The 22,951-nt window shown below is 61.2% G+C and carries 15 protein-coding genes; 4 read left to right on the top strand and 11 right to left on the bottom strand.

Translation table 11 applies throughout. The annotated features are described in order from the left end of the window. Positions 1-60: 60 nt before the first annotated feature. Positions 61-1,020 (bottom strand): sugar kinase, encoded by a 960-nt coding sequence (locus IG627_RS14925; RefSeq protein ID WP_193193181.1) that lies wholly within the window; start codon positions 1,018-1,020, stop codon positions 61-63. 302 nt (positions 1,021-1,322) lie between these two features. On the opposite strand from IG627_RS14925, the gene uxaC reads away from it, so the two are divergent. After that, positions 1,323-2,738: a glucuronate isomerase gene (gene uxaC, locus IG627_RS14920; protein WP_193193180.1), complete on the top strand. Its 1,416-nt coding sequence runs from the start codon at positions 1,323-1,325 to the stop codon at positions 2,736-2,738. A gap of 122 nt (positions 2,739-2,860) precedes the next feature. Beyond that, a complete protein-coding gene (locus IG627_RS14915) occupies positions 2,861-4,354 on the top strand; it encodes a mannitol dehydrogenase family protein (protein WP_193193179.1) in 1,494 nt (497 codons plus the stop codon). Between the two features lie 80 nt (positions 4,355-4,434). Here the strand turns inward: IG627_RS14915 and IG627_RS14910 are convergent, their stop codons facing one another. The 6 genes from IG627_RS14910 to IG627_RS14885 all read right to left on the bottom strand — a co-directional run bounded on the left by IG627_RS14910 (position 4,435) and on the right by IG627_RS14885 (position 14,083). Beyond that, on the bottom strand, positions 4,435-5,223 hold the full coding sequence (locus IG627_RS14910) for a gluconate 5-dehydrogenase (RefSeq protein ID WP_193193178.1): 789 nt from the start codon (positions 5,221-5,223) through the stop codon (positions 4,435-4,437). 123 nt (positions 5,224-5,346) lie between these two features. Next, positions 5,347-6,189, bottom strand: coding sequence for a 5-dehydro-4-deoxy-D-glucuronate isomerase (gene kduI, locus IG627_RS14905; RefSeq protein WP_193193177.1), 843 nt, complete (start codon positions 6,187-6,189; stop codon positions 5,347-5,349). A gap of 28 nt (positions 6,190-6,217) precedes the next feature. Further along, a complete protein-coding gene (locus IG627_RS14900; protein WP_319024580.1) occupies positions 6,218-8,731 on the bottom strand; it encodes a glycoside hydrolase family 88 protein in 2,514 nt (837 codons plus the stop codon). A gap of 132 nt (positions 8,732-8,863) precedes the next feature. Continuing rightward, entirely contained in the window at positions 8,864-11,497 is a 2,634-nt protein-coding gene (locus IG627_RS14895; RefSeq protein WP_193193176.1) for a TonB-dependent receptor, read from the bottom strand. A gap of 202 nt (positions 11,498-11,699) precedes the next feature. Then, on the bottom strand, positions 11,700-13,121 hold the full coding sequence (locus IG627_RS14890; RefSeq protein ID WP_193193175.1) for a glycoside hydrolase family 28 protein: 1,422 nt from the start codon (positions 13,119-13,121) through the stop codon (positions 11,700-11,702). 224 nt (positions 13,122-13,345) lie between these two features. Continuing rightward, positions 13,346-14,083 (bottom strand): FadR/GntR family transcriptional regulator, encoded by a 738-nt coding sequence (locus IG627_RS14885; protein ID WP_193193174.1) that lies wholly within the window; start codon positions 14,081-14,083, stop codon positions 13,346-13,348. Positions 14,084-14,326: 243 nt separating this feature from the next. On the opposite strand from IG627_RS14885, the gene IG627_RS14880 reads away from it, so the two are divergent. Then, the gene (locus IG627_RS14880; RefSeq protein ID WP_193193173.1) at positions 14,327-15,850 is read left to right on the top strand and encodes a UxaA family hydrolase; all 1,524 of its coding nucleotides are present in this window, start codon (positions 14,327-14,329) and stop codon (positions 15,848-15,850) included. On the opposite strand, the gene IG627_RS14875 is transcribed toward IG627_RS14880, so the two are convergent. From IG627_RS14875 to IG627_RS14860, 4 genes are all read right to left on the bottom strand, one after another. Beyond that, positions 15,847-17,037, bottom strand: a complete 1,191-nt coding sequence (locus tag IG627_RS14875) for an NAD(P)/FAD-dependent oxidoreductase (protein WP_193193172.1) — start codon at positions 17,035-17,037, stop codon at positions 15,847-15,849. The two genes, IG627_RS14880 and IG627_RS14875, sit on opposite strands and share 4 nt — an antisense overlap. A gap of 311 nt (positions 17,038-17,348) precedes the next feature. Then, complete coding sequence (locus IG627_RS14870) at positions 17,349-18,164, bottom strand: SDR family NAD(P)-dependent oxidoreductase (protein WP_226865201.1); 816 nt, start codon at positions 18,162-18,164, stop codon at positions 17,349-17,351. Then, positions 18,154-19,848 carry an FAD-binding protein gene (locus IG627_RS14865; RefSeq protein ID WP_193193171.1) on the bottom strand — a complete coding sequence of 565 codons (1,695 nt, stop codon included), beginning with the start codon at positions 19,846-19,848 and terminating at the stop codon, positions 18,154-18,156. Before IG627_RS14865 ends, IG627_RS14870 begins: the two co-directional genes overlap by 11 nt. Continuing rightward, positions 19,845-21,569: an FAD-dependent oxidoreductase gene (locus tag IG627_RS14860; protein ID WP_193193170.1), complete on the bottom strand. Its 1,725-nt coding sequence runs from the start codon at positions 21,567-21,569 to the stop codon at positions 19,845-19,847. The genes IG627_RS14865 and IG627_RS14860 overlap by 4 nt, the downstream gene beginning before the upstream one ends. Before the next feature lie 307 nt (positions 21,570-21,876). Between IG627_RS14860 and IG627_RS14855 the strand changes: the two genes are divergently transcribed. Further along, a complete protein-coding gene (locus tag IG627_RS14855; protein WP_193193169.1) occupies positions 21,877-22,794 on the top strand; it encodes an alpha/beta hydrolase in 918 nt (305 codons plus the stop codon). The last annotated feature ends 157 nt before the right edge of the window (positions 22,795-22,951 follow it).

Below are 22,951 nucleotides of genomic sequence, written 5' to 3'. Positions count from 1 at the left end.
AAATTGGTCTTACCATTCTATCCGCAGTGGTCGCGGGGTGCAATGCCACAGCGGCAGTCTTCAGGCGCGCACCAGGCGCGGTGCGGTACTGGCGACCTGCAGGCAGAACTGGGCCGCCGGAATAATCGCACCGCGGTGACGGATAACCGCGGCGGCACAGCGGTTGCCGGCACACACCGCCGACTCCGGCTCGGCGCCCTGCAGGCGCGCAGCCAGGTAGCCAGCGTTGAAGGCATCGCCGGCGCCGGTGGTGTCGACCACATCCGCCACCGGGGGAACGTCAATGGCGCTCAGCTCGCCATCGTATTGCAGCAACACCGAGTCCGCGCCGCGCTTCAGCACCAGCTCGGCCAGCCGGTAGCGCCCGTTGCGATCCAGGCAGCGGCCCGCGTTGCGGTCGCCCCAGAGCGACTGCTCGTCCTCGAAGGTCAGCAGGGCGATATCCGTCTGCGGCAGGAAGGCGGTCAGCGTCGCGCGCGCGGCGTCACGGGACTGCCACAGCCGCGACCGATAGTTGCTGTCGAAAGCGACGCGACCGCCCTGGCCGCGGAACGCCACCAGGAAAGCTAGTAAGTGCTCACGAGCCTCGGGAGCCATGATAGCCAGGGTGATACCGGAGAGATACAGGTAGTCCATCGGCAGCAGGCAGGACCTAAGGCGCGCCCGCGCTTCAGAATCGGCAAACAGCTCCCGCGCCGGCGACTCACCGCGCCAGTATGTGAAGTGGCGTTCGCCATCGGCGCTGTTCTGAATCGCGTAGAGACCCGGGCAGCGTCCCGGCAGCTGCTCTATGGCCGAGGTCTCTATGCCCTCCCCGCGCATCCGCTGCAGTATCTGCTCGCTGAAGGGATCGTCGCCCAACAGGGTTACATAGCTGACCTGGACGCCGCTGCGCGCCATATAGACCGCGGTGTTGTAGGTATCGCCAGCATAGGACTGCGCCATCAGTGCAGTTCCTGCCCCCTGAACACTGTGTGGCGCCAACTCGACCATGACTTCCCCCAGGGCGGCAATTTTCACACGTCTCTCCTTATTCTGAACCCAGACCGTTGGATTTAGGCCTTACCATAAACGGTTGACCGGTATAACCAATTTTTGGCACCATGGCAACTCCAGTTCCATTGCTGGGTTTCTCCACGCCTGATGCGGCCGGCCCTGCCTGCCGGGGAGTAATGCCGCATACGCCCCCCGCCCCGACTGGGGCAGGGCCTTTTTCGGCGCGGCTTTTTATCGGAAGCCGCGGGATAGACCCGGGAGGACCTACTTACCGGACATTACCGCGTTAAGCTTAGAAGACGGATTCCATAAGAAGAGCAACTCCTATGACACGCCCTCTGCTACTGCACCCAGATCGCCTGTTTCCATCCGACTCCAGCAGTCGGGATATTGCGCGCAAGCTCTACGAGAGCGTCAAAGACCTGCCGATCATCAGCCCGCACGGGCACACGGACCCGGCCTGGTTTGCGGACAACCAGCCGTTCGGCAACCCGGCCGATCTGCTGATCAAACCGGACCACTATGTCTTCCGCATGCTCTACAGCCAGGGCGTGTCCCTGGAAAGCCTCGGCATTCCCGGCCGCGAAGGCACGCCAGCGGAGACGGACCCACGCGCCATCTGGCAGCGTCTCGCCGAAAACTATCACCTCTTCCGCGGTACGCCATCGCGCATGTGGCTGGACACCGTGTTCCACGATGTATTCGAGCTGGATGTCGCCCTGGACGGCCGCACCGCCGAGCGCTACTACGAGCGTATCGACAGCATGCTGAAAAAGCCGGAATTCCTGCCGCGCGCGCTGTTCGAGCGCTTCAATATCGAAGTGATTGCCACCACCGAGTCGCCGCTGGACGATCTGCACCACCACCAGAAAATTCTCGACAGTGGCTGGAGCGGGCGCGTGATAACCGCCTATCGCCCCGACCCGGTGCTGGACCCGGACTACGAGGGCTTCGCCAACAACCTGAGCAGGCTGGCGGAAATGACCGGTGAGGATACCGGCAGTTACGCCGGTTACCTGGCAGCGCTGCGCAATCGCCGCGAATTCTTCAGGCGCATGGGGGCCACTTCCACCGACCACGGCCACCCGACAGCCAACACCGCCAACCTGAGCCGCGCCGACGCGGAAGCGCTGTTCGGGCGCGTGCGCCACGGCAGCGCCAATGCCGCGGACGCGGAACTTTTCCGCGGCCAGATGCTGACAGAGATGGCGCGCATGAGCCTCGACGACGGGCTGGTGATGCAGATACATCCCGGCTCCGTGCGCAATCACAACCCACTGCTCTTCCAGCGCTACGGTCGCGACAAGGGTGCGGATATTCCGTCGCGCACGGATTATGTACACGCATTGCGCCCGCTGCTGGAAGCGGTGGGCAACGAACCGGAACTGACCATCATCCTGTTCACTCTCGACGAAACCAGCTACAGCCGCGAACTGGCACCGCTGGCCGGGCATTACCCGGCGCTGAAACTGGGCCCGTCCTGGTGGTTCCACGACAGCCCCGAAGGTATGCGCCGCTTCCGCGAGCAGGTGACGGAAACTGCCGGCTTCTACAACACCGTCGGCTTCAACGACGATACCCGCGCTTTCCTGTCCATTCCCGCCCGTCACGATGTGGCGCGACGCATGGACTGTGGCTTCCTCGCCCAGCTGGTGGCCGATCACCGCCTGCAGGAGGACGAGGCCTTTGAGCTGGCACACGACCTGAGTTATGCGCTGGCGAAGCGGGCCTACAAGCTCTAGAAAAAGCGAAAATGGCGGATTGTGCTGCAGGAGCGGCCCATGGCCGCGATCGAAGCAGTAGGAAACCCCGGAAATCGATCGCGGCCGCCGGCTGCTCCTACAAGGGGACTTGGGGAAAGCCTATGAGCGAGAAAATACTGAACAAGAAGACGCTGGAGCTGTTGCCGGACACGGTAACAGTGCCGGCCTACGACCGCAGTGAAGTCACGACCGGTATCGTGCATCTGGGTATCGGCGCCTTCCACCGCGCCCACCAGGCCTGGTACACGGAGCAGGTGCTGGAGCGCGGCGCGCGCGACTGGGGCATAGTCGCCGCCAGCCTGCGCTCGCCGACGGTGCGCGACCAGCTGGCGCCCCAGGATCACCTCTACTCGCTGGTCGAAAAGAGCAACGCCGGGGAAGAGGTGCGAGTGATCGGCTGTGTGCGGGAGGTGCTTGTCGCGCCGGAAAACCCGCGCGCGCTGCTGGATGCCATGACGGCGGAAGAGATTCGCATTGTCTCGCTGACCATTACTGAGAAAGGCTACTGCCACGACCCCGCCAGTGGCGAATTGAATTTCGACCACCCGGATATCCGGCACGACCTCGCCAATCCACATTCGCCCAGGAGCGCGCTGGGATTTATTGTCTATGCGCTGCAACGGCGTAAAGAGAGGGGCCTGCCCGGATTCACACTGCTCTCCTGCGACAACCTCCCCGCCAATGGCAAACTGCTTGAGCGGGTAGTGTTTGCTCTGGCCAGCCGGGTGGATCCGCAACTGGCGGAATGGATGCACGGGAATACTCGCTGCCCCAGTACCATGATCGATCGAATTGTTCCGGCCACTACGGATGCAGACCGCGACCGCCTGGAAGGGATTCTCGGTGTGCGCGACAACGCCGCGGTGATGGCCGAACCTTTCAGCCAATGGGTTATCCAGGACAGTTTCCTGCGCGGCCACCCGGACTGGGGCAGCGTCGGTGCCACATTCGTGGAAGATGTAGAAGCCTACGAACTGATCAAGCTGCGCCTGCTGAACGGCTGCCACTCCATGCTCGCCTACAGCGGCTATCTGGCCGGCTTCGAGACGATTGCCGATGTGATGGCCGAACCGGCCTTCGCCGCATTGGCGCGGCAGTTTCTCGCCAACGAAGCCAGTGACTCCGTTGCAGCCCCGGCGGAATTCGACCTGGAAGAATACCAGCGGCAACTGCTGGAACGTTTCTCCAACCGCGCCCTGCGCCACCGCACCTGGCAGATCGCGATGGACGGCTCGCAGAAAATTCCCCAGCGCTGGCTAGGCACACTGCGCCACCAGCTGCAAAGCGGCGGTTCCATCGATCTGCTGACCTTCGCGCTGGCGTGCTGGATCCGCTATGTCTCCGCGGTGGACGATGCCGGTAATGCCATCGAGGTGTCCGATCCGCTGGCACGACAGCTGAAATCCATTTGCGACAGCTGCGGCGACAATACGTACGAGCTGGCCACGGCATTCCTGCAGTTTGCGCCGGTATTCGGCGACGATCTGCAGCACAGCCAGCGGTTGCACAGCGCACTCACTGCCTGGCTGGCATCGCTTAAAGAGCAAGGTGTCCTGCCGGCACTGCAAACCAGGCTGGAAGAGAGCCTCGCCTGAAAATAAATGCAGGAGGGGCGGGGTGGACGGCCGCCTCGCTGCGCTTACAGTTCTGTTTCTCCGGCCCGCGATTACCTGGCTTATTCGTTGGATGGTTTGCCAATGGTCGCCAGAATACCGCCGTCCACATAGACGATCTGGCCGGTGACAAAATTACTGGCATCGCTGGCGAGGAATATTGCGGTTCCCTGCAGGTCTTCCGGATTACCCCAGCGGCCGGCCGGCGTGCGGCTGATGATAAAGTCGTTGAAGGGATGGCCGTCGACACGGATGGGCGCTGTCTGGCTGGTGGCAAAATAGCCCGGCCCTATGCCGTTGACCTGGATATTGTGTCCGGCCCACTCGGTGGCCATATTGCGGGTCAACATTTTCAGCCCGCCCTTGGCCGCGGCGTAGGCACCAACACTGTTGCGGCCGAGTTCACTCATCATGGAGCAGATATTGATGACCTTGCCGGCACCGCGCTCGATCATGCGCCGCACCACCGGGCGACTCATGGTGAAAACGCCGGTCAGATCTGTATCGATCACCTGCTTCCACTCGGATAGCTCCATCTCCAGCAGGGGTACCCGCTTGATGATACCGGCATTGTTCACCAGTATATCGATGGGTGCGACTTCGCTTTCAATCTGTCCCACGGCATCGGCTACCTGTGCTTCGTCGGTGACGTCGAACAGGTAGCCGTGAGCGTCGAAGCCTTTTTCCTGCAGCTGCGCCACGGCACTGTCGAGCTTTTCCCGGGAGGAGTGCCCACTGATGACCAGCCTGGCGCCGGCCTTGCCGAGTCCCTCCGCCATGGACATACCGAGACCGTGGGTGGCACCGGTGACCAGTGCCACCCTGCCGCTCAGATCGAAAAGTGCACTCATATAGTAGAACCTCTAAGTCCGAATTTGTGCCTTGAAACTCCCGAATTCGTCATCCCGGGCTCGACCCGGGATCCAGCCTCAGTCGTGGGGACGCTGGCCTTCGCCGCAATGACGACATAAGAATCAGCGCAGCTGGTGCGGCTGCACGTGATCCATATCTGCATAGTCCAGGTTCTCCCCGGCCATACCCCAGATAAAGGTGTAGTTGCTGGTGCCGACACCCGAGTGCAGGGACCAGGTGGGCGAGATCACCGCCTGCTCGTTGTGCAGGAAGATATGCCGCGTTTCATCGGGCGGACCCATAAAGTGGCAGACCGTCTGCCCCTCCGGCACATTGAAATACATATAGGCTTCCATACGACGGCTGTGGGTGTGTGCCGGCATGGTGTTCCAGACGCTGCCCGGCGCCAGCTCGGTCATGCCCATCTGCAGCTGGCAGGTTTCGATCACATCCTTGACCAGCAACTGGCGAATGACGCGCTGGTTGCAGGTTTCCCCGGAGCCCAGCTCCAGTACATTGGCATCGTTCTGTCCCACCTTCCTGGTCGGGTAGGCGTGATGTGCCGGTGTGGAATTCAGGTAGAACTTGGCCGGGTTGGCACTGTCGCTACTGGAAATTTTCACTTCGCGGGAACCGCGCCCCACATAAATGGCTTCCTTGTGATCGATATCGAACAGGGTTCCGTCGACTTCCACTTTTCCCGCACCGCCGATATTGATCAGTCCCAGCTCGCGCCGCTCGAGAAAGTATTCCGCGCGCAGTGCATCCACACTTTCGAGCAAAACAGTTTCTTTCACCGGCATAATACCGCCCACGATCATGCGATCGACGTGGGTATAGGTCAGGCGCACCGTATCCGCCTCAAAAAGCGTCGGCACCAGAAATTCCCCGCGCAGCCGCTCGGTGCCGTAGCCCGCATAGTCGCGCGGGTTGTGCGCGTAGCGCTCTTCGTATTTGGTGGTCATCTATCGGTCCTCTTATCCTGGCCCTGCCCTAGCCCTGACTTTTCAGTAGCTTGTACATCTCCACGCCGGAAGTAATAAACGGCGCAGTACCCTTGGGATCGTCGTCGTAGATCGGCTCGCTCATGTAGTACTCGTAACTGCCGTCGCGGCCAAAGCCGAGGCCGGCGACCTGGCACATATCGGTAATGCTGATGGTGCCGTCGGCGTGGACCTGCACAAACTCGTCGAGCAGCCCCTGGTAGGCCTTTTTCGCGGTTTCCAGATAGCGTTCCCTGGGCAGGTAGCCCTGGTTCAGCGCCTTGGCAAAGAAATAGGTGAACATGGTACTGGCGGTGGATTCGCGGTAGTTGGCGCGCTCGCCGGGCATATCGATCACCTGCCACCAGGTGCCGGTGTCCGGATCCTGGTATTTTTCGATCACCGCTGCGATATCGGTGATCATCTTCTGCAGGTACTCGCGCTCCTCGATGTTTTCCTGGGGAATAAAATCCAGCACATCCACCAGCGCCATGGCCAGCCAGCCCATACCGCGTGCCCAGTGGTAGCCGGAAAGGCCGGTTTCCCTGTCCGCCCAGACCTGCTGGCGCCGTTCATCCCAGGCGTGGTAGAAGAGCCCCGTGTCCGGGTCTTTCAGTATCTCGTTGACCAGTTTGAACTCGGCCAGGAGCTCATCCACCTTGGGATCTTCGTGCATCAACTGTTCGTAATGCGCCAGGAAAGGAATACCCATGTAGACGCCGTCGAGCCAAACCTGGTTTGGATAGATTTTCTTGTGCCAGAAGGCGCCGGCGGAAGTGCGCGGGTGCTGCTCGAGCTGCGCATAGAGATGATCCGCGGCTATTCTGTAGTTCTGCTTCTCATTGCGTTCATACATTCGCAGCAGCATGGTGCCGGCTCGCACACTGTCGATATTGTATTTTTCCTGCACATAGCCATTGATACTCCCATCATCGTTGACGAAGGAGCCCATCACCGCTTCTACCGCCTCCGCATAGCGTGCGTCCGGGGCCACCAGGTTCAGCTCGTCATAGGCCTGCATCACCATGCCGGTGGTGTATTCAAAATAGGAGGGGCGCTTGCGGATCTGGTCGAAGCCGCCAAAGGCGTAATCCAGGGTCTTGCGTTGGAGTTCGGAATCCGCAAGGCGCCTGCTCCAGTCCAGTGCCACATCGGCGGTCAGCGGTCGCTCGGTTTGCGCACGGCTGGCCGCGGTGCTCAGGCGCTGGCGCAGGGGCATGGTGAGCTTTTCCGCCTCCCGCTTGAGGAAAGCTTCAAAGCCGGCCTTGTCGGTGATGGGGCCGTGGCGGCTCTCCCCCTCGTTGGCCCAGGCGGCGACAAAATAATATTGAATTTCCCTGTCGGCGGGTTTCAGGATCGCGACCCGGTTGTGGTCGTCACTGGCCAACTCCCTGATCGCCTTGCGCTTAACCAGCAGGCCCAGGCCGAGGTTGGCGCCGTCCAGGCTCTGGGCACCATAGGTACCGATATAGGTATAGGCGTGCCCGGTGATATCCATATCCCCGACAATCAGGTCAGTGCCGGCATGATCGACAATACCCGCAACCAGGTTGTCCAGCTCCTCGCTGGTTTTAGCGTTCACTTCCACCAGGCGGCTGCCAGCGTGCATGGACAGCACGGCAGTCAGGTCGGTCTGCCGGCCTTCCACCGGCTGCCACCCACGGTATTGAATTTTGAAGGCGGAGTAGAGGTCTCCGTTATCGGAGATATCCACCTGCCAGTCTTTGACATCGCTTACACGTCGTGTCTGCTCCCCATCCCAGTAGCCGTAGCCGCCGACGCCCAGTGAACTGCCCACCTTCAGAATATCCATGCCCCAGTCGGCGGCTTCATGATAGGAATCGAATCCGTCCTGACCGACTCCCTGCAGCACCGGTTCGCGGACCTTCTTGCCGAATATATCGAAGCCGTTGCGCCAGTCGAGATAGACGCGGTAGCCGACCAGGTCGGACTCGACACCCGGACCTTCATAGCGAATAAAGTAGGAGTGATCTGTATGCTCAGCCGGCACATCGAGGGTGCTGACATTCCGGAAGCTGCCGCCCTGGTATTCTCGCTCTACCCATTCTCCGCCGACTTTGTGCGATATCTCTGCCTGTGTGCGTTTTATGGCATTCGTTGCCGCCGCATCCGTTTGCTCGATGCGCAGCACCAGCACTTCATCTACGGCCACATCGACAGTAAACAGAATGCCGTCTTTGCTTCCGTCGGCATCTTTGTCGATGGCCTGTACCGGCAACTGCTCTTCGTGATTCCAAACCGCAATCGGTGCGGAAAATTCTGGCTGTAAACCGAGCTCGTAATAGCTGAGATATACCGCCTCATCCAGGCGCGGGAAGTCTGACGGGTTGGAAAGCTCCAGCCTGGCTAATGCGCCCGAAACTGCCCTCTCAGTGACAGCGTCACTATTTTTGGCTGCTACCTGCTCGGATCCGTCCCCACAGCCAGTTAGGAGTGCCGCGCTACCGGCCAGGGCCAGAGCTGTGAGGCGGGAATTGTAATTTCGCTTGGCAGACAGTTTCACAGAAGCCTCCACAATCTCGCTTTTTATTCTGTCATATCAAAAACGGCCGGGTACGACAGCGAATCCTTGCACCGGTATCTCCACCGACAGATCCCTGCACCCGGCCGCTGTACTCAGCCCTGAATCACTCGGTCAGAACTTGTACTGAGTGCCGATGTAGTACTGGCGACCATAGGTATGGTCCACGCTGATGCGGCCCGCACTGTCGAGCATCTGGCGATTGGGTTCATCGGTCAGGTTGATACCTTCGAAGCTCACTTTCCAGTTATCGTTGAGGTGATAGCTGGCAACGAAGTCAATATTGCTGGTGCCTTCGGTGTACTCAACATCGTTTCCGTCGCGACCCTGTCCCTGCGGCCGGGTGTTGTAGTCATCCCGCGCAGCGTATGAGAGGCGGGCACTGAAGTCCTCATTCTCATAGTAAACAGTGGCGTTGTAGGAGTTTTTGGATTGGTTGTTCAGCGGGCCATAATTCGGCTCCTCTTCGGTACCGTGGTTCATCTCCGAATCTACATAGGTGTAGTTCAGGATCAGGCCGTAGTTATCGAAGAACAGCTGTTGGTACTGCAACTCGAAACCGGAAATTTCACCACCGTCACCATTGAAATTGCGCGATATTGACCAATCGCTATTCTCATCGAAGGTGCCCTCGTCGCGCAGCACTGAGGTATCAAAACCGGTTGCAGACCAGGGTTGATTCTCAAAAGTCTGCTTTCTGATAAAGGTCTCGACATCCTTGTAGAAGTAAGCGGCGGCGAATACTGCATCGTCACTGAAGTACCACTCGTAGGAGAGGTCATAGGCCCGGGCGCGGAAGGGATCCAGATTCGGGTTTCCGTACTCGACATCGCCGGTGAACTGGGAAATTTCACCGCCGGGGGTCAGGTCACCCAGCGCCGGGCGCGCCATGACATCGGCTACGGAGAAACGCATGACCATATCTTCGCGCACGTCCATGGCCAGGTTCAGGGAGGGCAGTGTATCGGTGTACTCATTGTCCACTACCACCTGCACCAGGTCGCCGTTCAGGTCTGTGAGGCCGGTGGATTCCACTTCGGTGGTCACATGGCGAACGCCGAAGTTACCGCGCAGCGGCAGACCGGCAATTTCGCTCCAGCTCAACTGCACGTATACACCGGAATCTTCCTCCCTGACATTGCGGATATCCTGGGCGCGGGGTGCCATGCTGCCGGCGACATCGGCTGCATAAGTCGACAGCGTCGAGCCTACATCCGGCGAGAACCAGGTGATGCCATTCATACTGGTGCTGCGGCCCTGCAGGCTGGTAGCTGAGATACCACTGAACTTGGGTCCAGCGCGATTCTCTTCCACATCGAACTCGAAGCTTTTGCTGGAGATGCCGCCCTTCAGGCTCATCCGGTCGTTCAGGTCGAACTCCAGGTTCAGTGCCACGGTATCAAAACTGTTGTCCACGGTATTCGGACGGTGACGCAGCTCGACAAAATCAAAGTTTGCCGGATTCGATGTATCAAAATCGGCAAAGTCTATGCTGCCCTTGGCCGTGGTGGCGTTGTAGGTAAATTCATTCTGAACGTCGATTGCATCCACAATGGCAGTGGTCTGCATCGGGTTGCTGAAGTTTGATTCGGATGCGCCCCAGAGTACGTCGCCGCGCAGGCGATCGGTGAAGTCGTGGGAAGCGCGGATGGAAAACTGGTCGAACTTGGTTTCCAGTTCGTCGTAACGATGTTCGACACGCAGATCATAGTTGTCGACGGTCATGGAGGTGATGGTTTTTCCATCAGCGGACAGGGCGTAGTCGGTGACATCGAACTCCGGGTAGTTGCCGCCGTCTTTCAAACTGACGGAAACGTATTCCTCATCGCGCGTGGCGTCGAAACGGGAGGTCAGGTAGTCGACCAGAATTTCGGTTCTGTCTGTCGGCTGCCATTGCAGTGTGCCGGTGAAACCCTGGCGCTCCTGCTCGTGCGTGAACTTGCCATAGCGAGGAATGCGCGGAAAAAAGCCCTCATTCAGGGTAGCCAGTTCCGCCTGGTCGGCACAGGCGGAGCAATTGGCTATCTCCTCTTTCGTCGTCCAACGCACGCTAGAAAAGCCCTGCTCCAGGGTATTGCGCGTTGACTGGGAGTAAGTGGCCAACCAGCCGAGGGTGCCCGCATCGTTCTTACCGGCAATCAGGAAAGAGGTGCGCGGGTCGACTTCTTCCGAAGCGTCGTTGTAACCCAGCTGCGCATTGGCGGCGAAAGTGAAATCCTCGGCCATATCCAGCGGGCGGCCGGTGTTCAGGTCAACGGTGGCACCCAGCGAGCCCTCGTCCAGATCGGCAGAAGAAGTCTTGTGCACGGTCAGGTTGGAAAACAGCTCTGAGGCAAAGGTATTGAAATCGAAGGCGCGGCTGCGGTTGGCGCCATCGGATGAGTCGGCACCACCGGTGGTGGAGACAGCCTCCAGGCCATTGATGCGCACGCGGGTAAACTGCGCACCCAGGCCGCGCACGGATATATTGCGGCCCTCACCGGCGTCGCGGGTAATGGCGACCCCCGGAATCCGCTGCAGCGATTCCGCCAGGTTCAGGTCGGGGAAATCTGCAATGTCCTCGGCCAGGATGGCGTCCTTGCTGCCTACCGCGTGGCGCTTCTGGTCGAGGGCTTTGGAAAGACTGTCGCGGTAGCTGGCGGTTACTTCTATTTCTTCCAGTACCTCACCGCTTTGCGCCTGTGCCAGAGCCGGTACCGCGATGACGGTCATGGCCAGGGCAAGTGGTTTGAGTTGGAACGTCTTCATGACTCTCATCTCCGCTTCTCTCATTATTTTTGGTTGCCGGTTTATTTTGGTAATCCGGTCGGTAATACCACTTATTGTTAAAGCAGACGGATAATCTCATACGGATGACCACTTAGCAACACAATGGCTGACCAATTTATGCGTATTGTTGATTCACAGGTCGACCAGTGGAATTTGACGCCAGATGGCGCTTTGCAGTGGCTCAGCCGGGGCGGAACTCCTCCCCATTGATGGTCACGCCACTGGCGGTCAGGCCGATTACCTCTTCGATAATGCCCAGCGTGGCCGCACTCCGTATACGGCTGCGGGTGATATGCAGACCGCGGATCGGTGCGCGGGCGAAGCCGCGAATATGGAAGGCGCGCTCGGCCTGCTCGCAGTGCAGGTTATCGACGAAGATGTCGTACACCTGCGGGTCGAAACGCCCACTGTCCCCCTCTTCGTAGAAGAAGTTGATCACTATGACGTCCTTCACCTGGCCGATGCGGATGTTGCGCACATGGATATTGTGGATCTCGCCGCCGCGCATGGCGTTGGTCTTGATGCGCAGCCCCCGCTCCAGGTTGGGACTGCTCATCACGCAGTTCTCCAGGAACACATTGCGCACGCCACCGGAGATCTCGCTGCCCAGTACCAGGCCGCCGTGACCATCGCGCATGCGGCAGTTGCGGATCACGATATTCTCGCTGGGCCTGGCCAGGCGGCGGCCGTCGGCATTGCGACCGGATTTGATCGCGATACAGTCATCGCCGTTGTCGAACAGGCAGTCCTCGATCAGTACATTGCGACAGGACTCGGGGTCGCAGCCGTCGGAGTTGGGACCGTGGCTGCGCGCGGTGACGCCGCGCACGGTAACACCATCGCACAGCACCGGGTGCATGACCCAGAAGGGGGAATTCTCCAGGGTCACGCCCTCGATCAGCACATTGCGGCACTCGTAGAACTGCAGCAGCGGCGGGCGCAGATAACTGCCGTCGGCGTAGACCCGCTCGGCCACCGGCACCCCCATTTCCGCGTCATCGAACAGCGCCTTGCGCGCGGCGTGCTGGTTGGGCTCTTCATTGGCGCTCTGTGCGCACTTGGTATTCTTGCCTTTCCAGGGCCACCAGGTGTCGCAGTCGGCACCGCCGTCGATGCGCCCCCTGCCGGTGAGTGCGACATTGTCACAGCCGTGGGCGTAGATCAGCGGCGAATAGCCCATCAGCTCCATGCCCTCCCAGCGGGTCTTCACCGCCGGCAGGTAGCGCTCCGGCTCCGGAATGAATGAGAGCAGGGCACCTTCCCGCAGGTGCAGTTCGGTGTTGGAGCCCAGGTGTATTGGACCGCTGCGGTAGCTGCCCGGCGGCAGCACTACGCGGCCACCACCGGCCTCGCGACAGGCCGCCAGCGCCGCGGCGATGGCACCGCTATCGTCGGCGCGACCGTCTCCACTGGCGCCGTAATCGCGCACATCGAAGTCGCGCGCGGGAATACGCGGGCTCTGGATCGCATCGAGAATCTCCGGCACCGCGCGCCAGGGACCACTGTAGTCCTGTTGCGGGGGCCGGCTCATGGCACTGGTTAGCGCTGGAATGGCGGCAAGCGCCAGGGAAGACTGCAGGAAACTGCGCCTGGTAAAACTCATGGTTGCGCTCCCTTGAAATTATTGTATTTGCTTGGGTTTGGGCCCGGGAAAATTGGAAAGACCGAAACCAAGGAGTGAGGCTAGTCTGTCATACCAATTATTGGGAGGCAACAGCTGCGCCAGGCTGCCGGATGTGGGCGGGCAAGGGGAGATAGAGGGCAATAGGGAGGAATATGGTGTCCGGCGGCCCGCCGCTGGGTAGGGACCGCCGGCCGGAGAGGTTATCAGGGCAGTGCGAAACGCTCGCGGGCGGCACTGACCTGGCGGCGCGCGGCCTCCAGCGCCTCCGCCTCAGTGGCGTCCAGCAACTGCTGTACCACCCGCTGCAGATGGTCGCGCATGGCCCCGCGCGCGGCGTCGGCATCGCGCTGCTTGATCGCATTGAGAATCCTGAGGTGTTCCTCGATACGCGGTTTGGAGCCGACCTGGCGCACCTTTTCCAGGATGCGCGCGGATACCGTGGAACTGTTGCGCAGCTGCCATAAGTGCTCACACACGGAGACCACGGCGTCATTGTGCGTGCCGCGGGCGATGTGCAGGTGGAACTTCTCGTCCGCCACCTCCGCCTTCGACTCGGTGGCGTTCTCGGCAATCATTTCCTGCAGAATCTCTTCCAGCTCGGCGATTTCCTCATCGCTCATCTGGCGGGCGGCCAGGCCGGCAGCCTCGCCCTCAAACATGATGCGCGCCTGCAGTATCTCGAAGGGCCCGATATCGGAATCGGTAGCCGCGAAGGATCCGGCCTCGGCGTCCACCACATAGACACCGGAACCACCCTTCACCTCCACACAGCCGGCGATTTCCAGGGCGATGATCGCCTCGCGCACCGTGGGTCGGCTGACCTCGAAACGCTCGGCCAGCTTGCGTTCCGCCGGCAGGCGGGTGCCGGGCGGATAGTCGCCTGCGGCGATGGCGGCGGCCAGCTGTTCGGCCACCTGTTGATACAGTCGCGCACCCTGCATGCAGTGTGTCTCCAATTGGTCATAAAGAGGCTGTGGCGCAGTTTAGCAGATGGGGCTAAACCGCAACAACAGCTTATCTGCCGATACAGCCTTACCAAAATCAACGATAATCTGGATTGCGGCCTTACCAATATAGTGCTAGATTGCAACCAATCAAAGAAAACCGTCGATAGAAAAAGAAATCTGGCCCTTGGCGATAGCACATCTTGCAGACCGCCAAGCCGGTGCGGAGTCAGTAAACAGATGGACCTTATTCATATTCACAGAGCGGACAACGTAGCCCTGAGCCGCGCCCAGCTGCCCGCCGGCAGCCTGGTGAACTGGCGCGGTGAGCTGCTGGAGCTGGTGACCGATGTACCCGCCATGCACAAGGTCGCGGTCTGCCCCATCGCACGCGGTGAAGCTGTACTCAAGTACGGCCAGGCGATCGGCTTTGCCAGCGCCGATATCGCCGCCGGCGAGCATGTGCACGAGCACAACATGACTGCCGGTGCGCACAGGCCGGACTACGCCTTCTGCAGCAAGGTTCCGGCTATCGACTATATAGAGACGTCCGCGCGGGCCAGTTTTCAGGGCTACCGCCGCGCCAACGGCAGAGCCGGCACCCGCAACTTCCTCGCCATAGTTTCCACGGTCAACTGCTCGGTAACCGTTTCCCGCGCCATAGCGGCACACTTTGCCAACAGCGGTGTGCTGCGCGATTTCCCCAACGTGGATGGCATAGTGGCCCTGGGCCACGACAGCGGCTGCGGCATGTCTACCTGCGACGAGGGCTACCGCACCCTGATGCGCACCCTGCACGGCTATATCGGCCACCCGAATTTTGCCGGTGTGCTGCTGATCGGTCTCGGCTGCGAGGCCATGCAGGTGAACAGCCTGTTGCGCGATTGCGGCCTGGAGACAGGCCCCCTGTTCCAGGCGCTCACAATCCAGGGCTCCGGCGGCACCCGCGCCGCAGTGCAGGCCGGCGTGGACAAGCTCACCGAGATGCTGCCCAGCGCCAATGCCTGCCAGCGGGAGGCAATTCCCGCGTCGGAACTGACGCTGGCGGTGCAGTGCGGCGGCAGCGACGCCTATTCGGGAATGACGGCCAACTCGGCCCTGGGCGCCGCAGCTGATTTACTGGTGCGCCACGGCGGCACTGTGATCTATTCGGAGACGCCGGAAATCTACGGCGCAGAACATCTGCTGACCCGCCGTGCGGTGGCGCCGGAGGTGGCGCAGAAGCTGGTGGACAGAATCCGCTGGTGGGAGCACTACACGGAGATCAACGGCGTTGCCCTGAATAACAATCCCTCGCCCGGCAACAAGGCCGGCGGGCTGACGACCATCGCGGAGAAATCCCTCGGCGCCCAAGCCAAGGGCGGTACCAGTGCGCTGCAGGACGTCTACCTGTATGCAGAACAGGTGCGCAGCAAAGGGTTGGTATTTATGGACAGCCCCGGTTTCGATCCGGTGTCGGTCACCGGGCAGATAGCTTCCGGGGCCAATGTGGTCTGCTTTACCACCGGGCGCGGCTCCGCCTTCGGTTCCAAGCCGGTGCCCTGCATCAAGCTGGCGAGCAACTCAGCGCTGTTCCGGCGTATGCGCGAGGATATGGATATCGACTGTGGCGGCATTGTCGACGGGGACTACTCGGTGGACGAGTGCGGCGAGATGATTTTCCAGCGCATACTCGCCATCGCCTCCGGCGAGAAGAGCGCCAGCGAAAGGCTCGACTATGGCGACAACGAGTTTGCCCCCTGGCGGATAGGCGCGGTTATCTAAGCGAGCGCCTCTTCCGGCAGGCCGCTGCGACTTTGGATCAATTTCTTCGCCTGCATAAAATCCCGCGGGCTGTTGACCGCATCCGCGGCGATCACGCGGCCGGCTTTCAGGTAGTAGAGGCAGAAGCTGCGACTTTCCCGGTCACCCTTGACCACCACTTCGTCATACCCCTGGGACAGGCCCGCGATCTGCAGTTTGATATCGTACTGATCCGACCAGAACCAGGGCAGGCTGTTGTAGGGCTGCAGTTTGCCGCACAGTGTCTTGGCCGCGATCTTGGCCTGCTCGGTGGCATTGGGCACGGATTCCAGGCGCAGGCGCCGGTCATAGTGGGCATTGTAGTGATAGGTGCAGTCGCCGATGGCAACTATGCCTTCGTCGCTGGTGCGGCAATAGTCGTCCACCACTATGCCGTTGTCGTATTCCAGCCCGCAGTCCCGCGCCAGTTCGCCATTGACCTCCACCCCCACGCCGACAATTACCAGGTCCGCCGGCAGCAGTTCACCACCATTGGTACGCACCGCATTGACGCGGCCGTTGGTGCCGACAAATTCCGCCAGGCCGGTGCCCTCGAGAATGGTCGCACCCTCCTCCCGGTGCAGGCGGCGGAAAAATTCCGACAGCTGCGGCGAAGTGACCCTTTGTAGTATGCGCTCCGCGGCTTCGACAACCGTAACCTGCAGGCCAGCTTTGCGCAGTGATGCCGCCGTCTCCAGGCCGATATAACCGCCGCCGACGATTACTGCATTTTTTGTGCCCGCCAGCTCGCCGCGAATGCGCTCCACATCCACAGCGCTGCGCAGATAGTGGATGCCGTTCAGCGCGGCGCCGGGTAGACAGTCCAGCCGGCGCGGCCGCGTGCCGGTGGCCAGGCACAGTCTGTCGTAATCCAGTGCCTCACCCTTGTTCGTCGACACGGTTTTCCGCTCGCGGTCGATGGCGCTGACGCGGGTGTTCAGCAGCAGCTCGACATGGTGTTTCTGGTAGAAGGTCTCGGGGCGGATGAACAGCTGCTGTTGCGTCATCTCGCCACCCAGATAGCCCTTGGACAGCGGCGGACGCTGGTAGGGCAGCGAAGGCTCATCGCCGATCAGCAATATTTCCCCGTCCCAGCCCCCGCTCCGCAGCGAGGCTACCATTTGCGCGGCGGCGTGACCGGCGCCGACGATAATGCAGCGTTGTGACATCTTTACACCTGTATCGGAATTTATTGGCTCTAGGTTTGCACCCTGGTTGAAGGCAAGCTCTCATTCGCTCGTCATACCGGCGCAGGCCGGTATCTAGTGGGCCATGCGGGAAGTTCGGTAACAAAGGAGCACAGCCAAAGCGTTCAGATCAAGGCGAGAAAGCGCAGGAATAGCAGCGTTATTTCAAGCTTTCTCAACGCAGAGCTGGGCGCTTTGGCGACGCGAACTGTTACACAACTTTCCGCATGGCCCACTAGTGTGGTGGCACCTGGATTCCGGCCTTCGCCGGAATGACGATTGTTTGGGTAGGGCTATGTGGAAATCTTTTCCAGTATTTTTTCCACTCGCTGCGGGTATCTTTCCCGAAGCATCTCCGGCTGGGGTATCAGCCAGAATTCACCCGCATCTATGCCGGCAAAGGCGCGCCTGGCCAGTTCCGCCGGGGAAATGCCATCGGCGTCCAGGTGCTGCTGCAACTGCTGCACGAATCCGCTGACCGCCGGATGGTAACTGCCGCGTCCGAGGGGGCTCTTGAAGATTTCGCTGGTCACCGGACCCGGGCAGAGCACCGACACCTGGATCGGCAGCTGTAACAGCGCCATCTCCGCATGCAGGCTCTCACTGAAAGCAACCACCGCAAACTTGGATACCGAGTAGGGTGCCATCAACGGGCTGGCCAGCAGACCACCGATGGAGGCGGTATTGACGATAAAGGCCCGTTCACCCTGCTCTTTCATACGCGGCACAAAGGCGCGGGCTCCATTGATCACGCCATTGATATTGATATCCAGTGCGCGCTGGAATTGCTGCGGATCTATCTCCCAGGAAAAGCCCGCGGCCATAATGCCGGCGTTGTTGAACAGCAGGTCCACGCGGCCGAAGCGCGCATAGGCCTCTTCCGCCAGATGCTCCACCGCATCGACGTCGCTGACATCCGCAACGACGATCAGCACCTCTGTGTCCAGAGACTGCGCGACACTTTCCAGCGCCTCGCCGTTGATATCCGCCAGCACCAGTTTCATACCCAGGCCGGCGGTGTGTTCTGCCAGGCCGCGGCCGATGCCGCTGGCCGCGCCGGTAACCACCGCGACTTTTTTTTGCCAATCCATATTCCGATCAAGCGACATCTACCGCCTCCGCTTTTTTGTCAATGGGCGCCGCAGCGCTCTGCGCAGCCGCACTGGCGACACTGCGCGCGGCGCGGCGGCCGGAGAAAACGCAGTCCGCCAGTGACAGGCCACTGATATAGGAATGGGAACAGATACCCACCGCATTGCGCCCGGCCGCGTACAGACCGCCGATCGCCCCACCCTTTTCGTCCAGCACGGCACCGCTGTCCTCGTCCACCACCAGGCCGCCGAGGGTGATCGCCGGGCAGGGGACGCGGGTGTTGTGCACGGAAATATCGATGGCGTAATAGGGGCCAGGACCCAGCGGCTGCAGATACTGCTCCGCCTTGCCAAGGAAGTCGCGGCCGGCGGCGGCGCCGGTGTTGTAGCTGTCCAGTGTGTGCTTCAGCGCGGCACTGTCGAAACCGCAGCGCTGCGCCAGGGAGGCCGGGTCACCGGCGCGGCTGGAGGACGCGTGCAGGAAGAGACGCGCCGGCAACCACTGGTGCCAGGGCATCTTTCCCGGACGCGCCTCCGCCCTGGCCTCGCGCATCAGCTTTTCATCCAGGATCAGGAAGGCGCGCCCGCCAGCCTCCGTTACCCGGTCGGCGGTGGTGGCCCCGTAGAGATCCTCGTTGCAGATACGCTGGCCGCGGCCGTCCACGACCAGGCCCTTCAGCAGACAGTCCGGCGGGGCAAAAAATCTCCAGGCGGAGATCCTGTGCATATGCTCCACAGTGCCACCGACACTGGCGCCCAACGCGATGCCGGAGCCGTTGCAATCCTCCCCCAGCGGGCGGATGTTGATATAGGCCGGCGCATACTGCTGCAGCAGCCGGCGCTGGAAAATAAAACCGCCAGCGGCGAGGATTACACCCCTGCTGACTCGCAGTCGCTGGATGCTGCCGCGCTTCCTCAGCCAATGCACCAGCCGCCGCACTGCGCTGCCGATGCGCGGTTCCAGCACGACAAAGCGGTTGGCAAAGCGGTTGAGTATCCGCATCAATTTGCGAACCGCGCGATTTCGCGGTGCCTGTAAATATTCCAACCCCAGCACATGGCCGCGTCTGTCGAGAATCAGTCGCGACACTTCACAGTGGTTTTCCACGCGGATATTGCCGCGTCCCTGCACGGCCCGGTGCAGGCAGTCAAAGAGCACGCGGCCGGTAAAATGCTCGCCCCTGACCCTGTGTCCGCGCCGCACCGGCTGCGCCAAGTCCCGGTAGGGCGCGCAGAGTTCGTTGCCGGAATAGTAGAGAAAGTAGCCCTCGGGCGGATAGGAGGTCTTTTTATCGTAGGCGGTGCCGTCGAAGGGCACTCCGCAATGCTGCAGCCAATCCAGGTTGGCAATACTGTCGCTACAGAAGCGCCGCAGTGTCTGTTCGGAAACCACGCCCCCGGTTTCGCGCTTCAGGTATTCCAGCATATTTTCCACGCTGTCGTTCTCACCGGCGCGGCGCTGGAACTCGGTGCCACCGCCGGCATAGACGACACCGCCGGACAGGGCACTGGCGCCGCCACCGTCCAACCGGTCCAGCACCCTGACATCGGCACCCTGCTCCGCCGCCTCCAGTGCGGCACAGGCGCCGGCCGCGCCGTAGCCGACAACGGCGATATCGGTTTCGCCGTGCCAGTCGATGGCGTCGGCACTGTCGATACGCAGCGGCGCCGCCACCTGGGCGCGCAGCAATTCAGCGTTCACCCGGCGAACTCCACCGCGACGCCCTCTGCGGTCTGCAGCTTCCACCGTGCATCCGCCAGTCTATTGGCGGCACGGTAACCGAAGGTCATGGCCGGCCCCAGGGTGGAACCTGCACCGGGATAGCTGCTGCCCATCACCGACGCGGCGCAATTGCCGATTGCGTAGAGGCCTTCGATAACCTCCCCGCCCTTGCGCAGCACGCGCGCGTCCACGTCGGTGAGCAGGCCGCCCTTGGTACCCAGGTCACCGGCGTAGACCGGCACACCGTAAAAGGGCGCCTTGTCGAGCGGTGCCAGGCAGGGATTCGGTTTCTGGTTCTTGTCGCCGTAGTAGCGGTCGTGCAGGTTGCCGCCGCGCTTGAAGCGAATATCTTCACCAGCACGGGCGCACTGGTTGAATTCCACCAGGGTCTGTTCCAGCCCCTGCGGATTGATATCGAGCTCCCGCGCCAGCTCTGCGGCCGTCTGCGCCTTCTGGTAGAAACCGCTCTGCAGTGCCTTGGGCAGTTTCTTATCCGGCATAAATTCCGCCTGTATCATGGGGCCGAAAATAAACTTCTGCCGATAACGGTTATCGAAGATCGCGTAGGCCACTGGACTGTTAGCGCCGTAGGCGTTGGGGCCATAGTCCTGGTAGGGCGCCGCTTCATTGGCGAAGCGCTTGCCATCGGCGTTGACGAAAATCAGACCGGGCAGGGATTTCTCGATAAACAGTATGCGCGCCACCGATTCGCTGTCGACGCGCACCGAGGGGCCCCACCAGGCGTGCTGCATCAGGTCAACGGCGGCGCCCAGTTGCTGGCCCGCGCGTATTGCGTCACCGGTGTTGTTCGGATTGCCGGCGCTCCAGCGGGTGGACGACGGTTGCGGCAGGTATTGATCGCGCATGGCCTGGTTGTGTTCGAAGCCGCCGGCGGCGAGGATTACGCCGCGTTTTGCGCGCAGCGTGGAGGTGCACCCGTCGCGGTTGACGCCGATGCCGCTGCAGCGGCCATCCGAATAAATCAGTTCCTGCAGGCTGCAGTTCAGCCACAGCGGAATTTCCCGCTCCAGCAACGAGTGACGCAGGCGGCCGATCAGCGCGTTGCCGAGTACCAGGCGGCGGTCGCGCTTACCGCGCAATCTCTGGGGAATATCCAGCCAGTACTTCGCCATGCGCTTCAGCATCAGGCCCAGCCAACCGCTCTCCTTGCTGAAGATCTGTCGCCCCTCGGCCATGGTCAGTGCGTAGCGACCCAGCGCGAGTTCCTGGATATGCTGCTCGCGCAGGTTTTCGAATTCGTCCCCCAGTTTGCGCCCGTCGTAGGGGTCCGGATCCAGGGTGCGGCCGCCGCTCTTGCCGCCGGGCCTGTCCGGGTAGTAATCGCAGTAGGTGTCCTGGGGCGTGTAGCTGACCCGTGTCTCGCTCTCCAGGTAGGCGAGCATTTCCGGGCCGGTGCGCAGATAGGCTTGAACCCGCTCGTCACTGACACAGGGCTCCACCAGGCCGCGCATATACTGGAAGGCCTCGTCGCAGGAATCGGCCACCGCAGAAGGTTTGCCGTGGTTTGGTATCCAGATGCCACCGCCGGACATGGCGGAGCTGCCGCCGTAGCGATCGCTCTTCTCGATCACCAGTACCGACAGGCCCAGGTCGTGGGCGCGCAGCGCCGCCGTCATACCTCCGGCACCGGATCCCACCACGATTACATCGAATTCTGTCTGCCCGTCTTCGCTCGCCATGGTGCACCTGCAGTTTGGGAATTATTGTTTTCGATGGCTATGTTCCCCCGCTGGTGGTGGAGGCTCATCGTCCATGCGGACGATAGGTGGGCATAGGGTGCGTCTTAGAATTTGAAGGAACCTGGCGGCGTCTGTGGCGACCCTGCTGCTGGCGGCTTTTTGCGGGACACGGGCTAGGCACCCCCCCTAAATACATCCCTATAGGCTTGTCGGCGAAGCCCCTCTCGCCAACAGCCCCGCAAAAAGCCTCCACCCGCAGGATCTTCGCATTGCGCCCCTTGCCTACTAATAACGACAGGACAGCGCTATGGCATCACAACTACACCCCAGTATTCAGGCATTTCTCGCCGGCTTCGCCGACACACCCCTGCCCCCGGTCAGCGCCATGGACGCGGCCGCCATGCGCCAGATCTTCGACAACCCGCTGCCAGTGGAGCCGGTGCAGATCGGCGAGAGCCGGGATATCCAGGTACCCGGTGCCGAGGGTCCGCTGGACGCGCGCCTCTACCTGCCCGAATCCGCAGCCTCTGAACGGCTGACTCTTTTCTTCCACGGCGGCGGCTTCGTGATGGGCACGCTGGACACCCACGACAGCCTGTGCCGTCACCTATGCCGGGAGCTGGACAGCGCGGTCATGTCAGTGGCCTATCGACTGGCCCCGGAACACCCCTACCCGGCCGCGCCGGAGGACTGCTATGCGGCAGTGCAATGGGCGGCGGAGAATCGCGCTGTATTTGCCGCGGCGGATGCGCAGCTGCTGCTGGCCGGCGACAGTGCCGGTGCCTGCCTGTGCGCCTCGGTGAGCCTGTTGGCGCGCGAGCGCGGCGGCGCCGATATTGATGCGCAGCTGCTTTTCTACCCGACGGCCAATATTCCGGGCGACAGCGACAGCTACAGGCAGCTCGGCGGCGGCGAGTATTTTCTAAGCCGGGAGATGATGGAGTTTTACTGGCGCCATTACTTGGGTGATTCACAGGCCGCCGATGGCTTTGCTACTCCCCTCTCCTGTGAAGATCTGGGCAATCTTCCGCAGATGCATATTGTTGTGGCCGAGTTCGATCCGTTGCGGGATGAGGGCAATGCCTATGCCAGGCGGCTGGAAGCGGCCGGCAACCGGGTTCACGTGCAGCAGGCGAATGGGATGATTCACGGATTTATGTCGATGCCTGGCGTGGATGTCGAGATTAGGGAAATCCTGCAGCGGATTGCCAAAGAACTCGCGTAGGATGGGCAAAGCGAAGCGTGCCCATCAAATAGCCTATGATAGGCAGGCCGCTAATGCATTCGTCATACCGGAGCAGGCCGGTATCCAGTTTTGAGGCACCTGGATTACGGCCTGCGCCGGAATGGCGAAGCTAAACTGTAGGAGGGGGACCAGGTCC

It is taken from the genome of Microbulbifer taiwanensis (assembly GCF_014904815.1).
Lineage (GTDB): Bacteria > Pseudomonadota > Gammaproteobacteria > Pseudomonadales > Cellvibrionaceae > Microbulbifer > Microbulbifer taiwanensis.
This window is presented reverse-complemented; position numbering and strand designations above follow the sequence as displayed.

Excerpts from the sequence above, each read along its gene's own strand:
- IG627_RS14895 (WP_193193176.1), bottom strand. The coding sequence starts at position 11,497 with ATGAAGACGTTCCAACTCAAACCACTTGCCCTGGCCATGACCGTCATC.
- IG627_RS14880 (WP_193193173.1), top strand. The coding sequence starts at position 14,327 with ATGGACCTTATTCATATTCACAGAGCGGACAACGTAGCCCTGAGCCGC.
- IG627_RS14910 (WP_193193178.1), bottom strand. The coding sequence starts at position 5,223 with ATGAGTGCACTTTTCGATCTGAGCGGCAGGGTGGCACTGGTCACCGGT.
- IG627_RS14890 (WP_193193175.1), bottom strand. The coding sequence starts at position 13,121 with ATGAGTTTTACCAGGCGCAGTTTCCTGCAGTCTTCCCTGGCGCTTGCC.
- IG627_RS14915 (WP_193193179.1), top strand. The coding sequence starts at position 2,861 with ATGAGCGAGAAAATACTGAACAAGAAGACGCTGGAGCTGTTGCCGGAC.
- IG627_RS14860 (WP_193193170.1), bottom strand. The coding sequence starts at position 21,569 with ATGGCGAGCGAAGACGGGCAGACAGAATTCGATGTAATCGTGGTGGGA.
- IG627_RS14875 (WP_193193172.1), bottom strand. The coding sequence starts at position 17,037 with ATGTCACAACGCTGCATTATCGTCGGCGCCGGTCACGCCGCCGCGCAA.
- IG627_RS14855 (WP_193193169.1), top strand. The coding sequence starts at position 21,877 with ATGGCATCACAACTACACCCCAGTATTCAGGCATTTCTCGCCGGCTTC.
- IG627_RS14885 (WP_193193174.1), bottom strand. The coding sequence starts at position 14,083 with ATGCAGGGTGCGCGACTGTATCAACAGGTGGCCGAACAGCTGGCCGCC.
- IG627_RS14870 (WP_226865201.1), bottom strand. The coding sequence starts at position 18,164 with ATGTCGCTTGATCGGAATATGGATTGGCAAAAAAAAGTCGCGGTGGTT.
- kduI (WP_193193177.1), bottom strand. The coding sequence starts at position 6,189 with ATGACCACCAAATACGAAGAGCGCTACGCGCACAACCCGCGCGACTAT.
- uxaC (WP_193193180.1), top strand. The coding sequence starts at position 1,323 with ATGACACGCCCTCTGCTACTGCACCCAGATCGCCTGTTTCCATCCGAC.